We start from the raw sequence: 3,119 nt of genomic DNA on the forward strand, positions 1-3,119 counted from the left end.
CGCGGCGCCGCCGCCGAGATCGCGGTGACCGCGGCGCGGGAGGTCCTGGCCTCCAGCGTCGATGCCGCCGCCGATGCCGCGCTGATCGACAGCGCGGTCGCCGACCTGCCGCGCGCGCTGCGCGCGGCCTGAGGCGCCCGGGGACCGGAGGGCCGCAAGGCCCGGCGGTCCGGATCGGGTCGCCGAGGGACACGGGAAAGCCCGCGCGCCGGAAGGCGCGCAGGGCATCGCCGCCTGCAAGGGCGGAACTGCACGGGGGCCCGCATGGGCCCCCGTTTTCTTTTGCACGCCGCGCGACCTATCCTTGGCCCGCCGACACCAGGGACAGACCACCCATGCGCCGCACCCTTCTCGCCGCCGCACTTCTGGCCGGCACCGCGCTCCAGGCGCCGGTCGCGCAGGCCAACACCTTCCGCTGGGCCAATGACGGCGACGTCAACTCGATGGACCCCTATGCCCGGCAGGAGACCTTCCTGCTGAGCTTCATGGCGAACGTCTACGAGCCGCTGGTGCGCCGCAACCGCCAGCTGCAGGTGGAGCCTGCGCTGGCCGCGCGCTGGGAACAGCCCGCGCCGGATGTCTGGCGCTTCCACCTGCGTCCCGGCGTGCGCTTCTCCGACGGCACCCCCTTCACGGCGGACGACGTCGCGTTCTCCATCGCTCGCGCGCGCGACCGCGGCTCCAATGTCGGCGGCAGCCTCGCCTCGGTGAAGGAGGTGCGGAAGGTCGACGACCTCACCGTGGACATCCAGACGCATGTGCCGAACCCGATCTTCCTCGAGGAGATCACCGGCATCGGCATCATGTCGCGCACCTGGGCGGAGCGGAACAACGCCACCCGTAGCGCCGACCTGACGACGCGGGAGGAGAACTTCGCCACCCGCAACGCCATGGGCACGGGCCCCTTCGTGCTGGTCAGCCGCGAGCCCGACCGCCGCACGGTGCTGGCGCCGAACCCGGCCTGGTGGGACCGGCCGGAGCACAACCTGACCCGCGTGGAGTTCAACGTCGTCGCCAACGACGCGACGCGCATCGCCGCCCTGATCAGCGGCGAGGTGGACATGGTCTACACCGTGCCGCCGCAGGACACGGACCGGCTGGCGCGCACGCCCAACATCCGCATCCACCAGCAGGCGGAGCTGCGCACCATCTACCTTGGCATGGACCAGCTGCGGCCGGAGCTGCTGAAGTCCGACGTGCGCGGCCGCAACCCGTTCCAGGACGTCCGCGTGCGCCGCGCGGTCAACCACGCCATCGACCGCAACGCCATCGTGCGCACCGTGATGCGCGGCCAGGCGCGTCCGACCGGGCTGATGATCGGCCCCGGCATCAGCGGCCACACCGACGCCGTCGACCGTGTGCCGGAGTACAACCCCGACCTCGCGCGCCGCCTGCTGGCGGAGGCCGGCTATCCGCAGGGCTTCGGCGTGACGCTGGACTGCCCGAACGACCGCTACGTGAACGACGAGGCGATCTGCACCGCCGTCGTGTCCATGCTGGCGCGCGTCGGCATCCGGGTGAACTTGGCCGCGCAGACCCGCGCGCGCTACTTCGCCGAGATCCTGGGGCCGCGCTACAACACCAGCTTCTACATGCTGGGCTGGACCCCCAACACCTACGACGCGCACAACGCCTTCTTCAACCTGATGGCATCGCGCCAGGGCGACCGCGGCATGTTCAATGTCGGCGGCTGGTCGAATGCGCGCTTCGACGAGCTGGTGCAGCAGATGGCGGTGGAGACCGACGCCGAGCGCCGCAAGGCGATGATCGAGGAGGCGATGCGCATCCACGCCGAGGAGGCCGGACACGTCCCGCTGCACCAGCAGACCGTGGTGTGGGCGGCGCGGAACAACATCCAGCTGCAGCAGCTCGCCGACAACTGGTTCCCGCTGCGCTTCGTGCGCGTGGGGAACTGAGGCTCGGCGCGCGTCGCCGCGGCGGCGCGCGCCGGATCCGCTACTCGCCGAGGAATTCGTAAGTGGCGGCGTAGCGCATGCGGGCCACCTGCCCGGCCTGCGCCGCGTCGCAGCCTTCCCGCGGCGGCGCGCCCCCCACCGTGTCGATGCGCCGGATCCATGCGGTGCCGCCGAACCCGGCCCCACCCTCGCGCTGGCGCACGCGCAGCAGCAGCCAGGGGATCGCGCCTGCGACGGGTGCGGCCGCGGTCGCGGCGACCTCGCCGCCGACCGTCGCCCCATCGGCCGAGAGCCGCCAGAAGGGCCCGGCGCCATGCGTGCCGACCTGCCGGCCGGCCGCATCGAACAGCGCGGCCTCGGGGCCCTTGAACACCCAGGCATGGGCGCCGGCGCGCGCTTCGCAGGCATAGACCTGCACGCCGTCGGCGCCGAGCACGAGCCGCACGGAATGCCCCTCCGGCGCGGGCACCGGCTGGGCGGCGAGCGGCACGGCGAGCAGTGCGGCGATGGCCGCGAGGGGGAGGACGGGTCGCATGGCGGTGTCTCCGGTTGCCGGCGCCACCCAAGCAGCCGTGGCCGCCCACCCTCAACGAAGGGCGGGTTTCGTCGGTGTCGGCGCGGCTTCGCGCCGTGACGCAAACCGCCCGACCCCGACCGGCGAGGTCACCTGCCCCGCCTGCGGCGGCAGCGGGCGGCGGGATGGCGCGCCCTGCAAGGAGTGCCTGGGCACGGGGCGCGTGCGGCAGATCGTCGGCGACGCCTGATCAGAAGCCCTTCGTTTCCAGCCGGTCGCCCTCGGCCAGCACGTCCGGCGCACCGGCGGCCAGTGCCGCGCGCGCTGCCTCATCGTCCAGCAGCACCGCGCGCAGGAACAGCACCGCCAGCGCCGCGGTGCGCGCGTGGTAGGTCGGGTCCGTCCAGCGCCCGCCGGCCGCGGCTTCGTCGGCGAAGGCCGCGTGCGGCGCGCCGTCCAGCACGGCCAGCGCCTGCGGCGCGCCCTCGATGAAGCGGAATGGGATCTCCCGGTCCTCGGGCGTCGCACCCTCCACCCAGCCATGGTCGCGCGTGCCGGTGACGTGCAGCATGGGCGTCGCGATGCGGGAGAAGGCCAGGCGCGGCGGCAGGCCGCGGGGCGGCGAGGGCGACAGCGCGATGCCCGCGCGCAGCCGCCGTTCCGGCAGGGGCAGGCCGCGGTCGCCGCCG

The 3,119-nt window shown here is 73.7% G+C and carries 2 protein-coding genes and 1 pseudogene; 1 reads left to right on the top strand and 2 read right to left on the bottom strand.

All coding sequences use genetic code 11. From position 1 onward, the window contains the following. Positions 1–335: 335 nt before the first annotated feature. Complete coding sequence (locus tag OZN99_RS28420; protein ID WP_270938584.1) at positions 336–1,916, top strand: ABC transporter substrate-binding protein; 1,581 nt, start codon at positions 336–338, stop codon at positions 1,914–1,916. Positions 1,917–1,956: 40 nt separating this feature from the next. Here OZN99_RS28420 and OZN99_RS28425 read toward each other — a convergent pair whose 3' ends face one another. Continuing rightward, positions 1,957–2,451 carry a DUF3455 domain-containing protein gene (locus OZN99_RS28425; RefSeq protein ID WP_270938585.1) on the bottom strand — a complete coding sequence of 165 codons (495 nt, stop codon included), beginning with the start codon at positions 2,449–2,451 and terminating at the stop codon, positions 1,957–1,959. Between the two features lie 229 nt (positions 2,452–2,680). Then, a pseudogene (locus OZN99_RS28430) lies at positions 2,681–3,119 on the bottom strand (alpha/beta hydrolase family protein); the annotation flags it as partial.

It is taken from the genome of Falsiroseomonas oryzae (assembly GCF_027856955.1).
GTDB lineage: Bacteria > Pseudomonadota > Alphaproteobacteria > Acetobacterales > Acetobacteraceae > Falsiroseomonas > Falsiroseomonas oryzae.

Coding starts and splice junctions, on each gene's coding strand:
- OZN99_RS28420 (WP_270938584.1), top strand. CDS start 336: ATGCGCCGCACCCTTCTCGCCGCCGCACTTCTGGCCGGCACCGCGCTC.
- OZN99_RS28425 (WP_270938585.1), bottom strand. CDS start 2,451: ATGCGACCCGTCCTCCCCCTCGCGGCCATCGCCGCACTGCTCGCCGTG.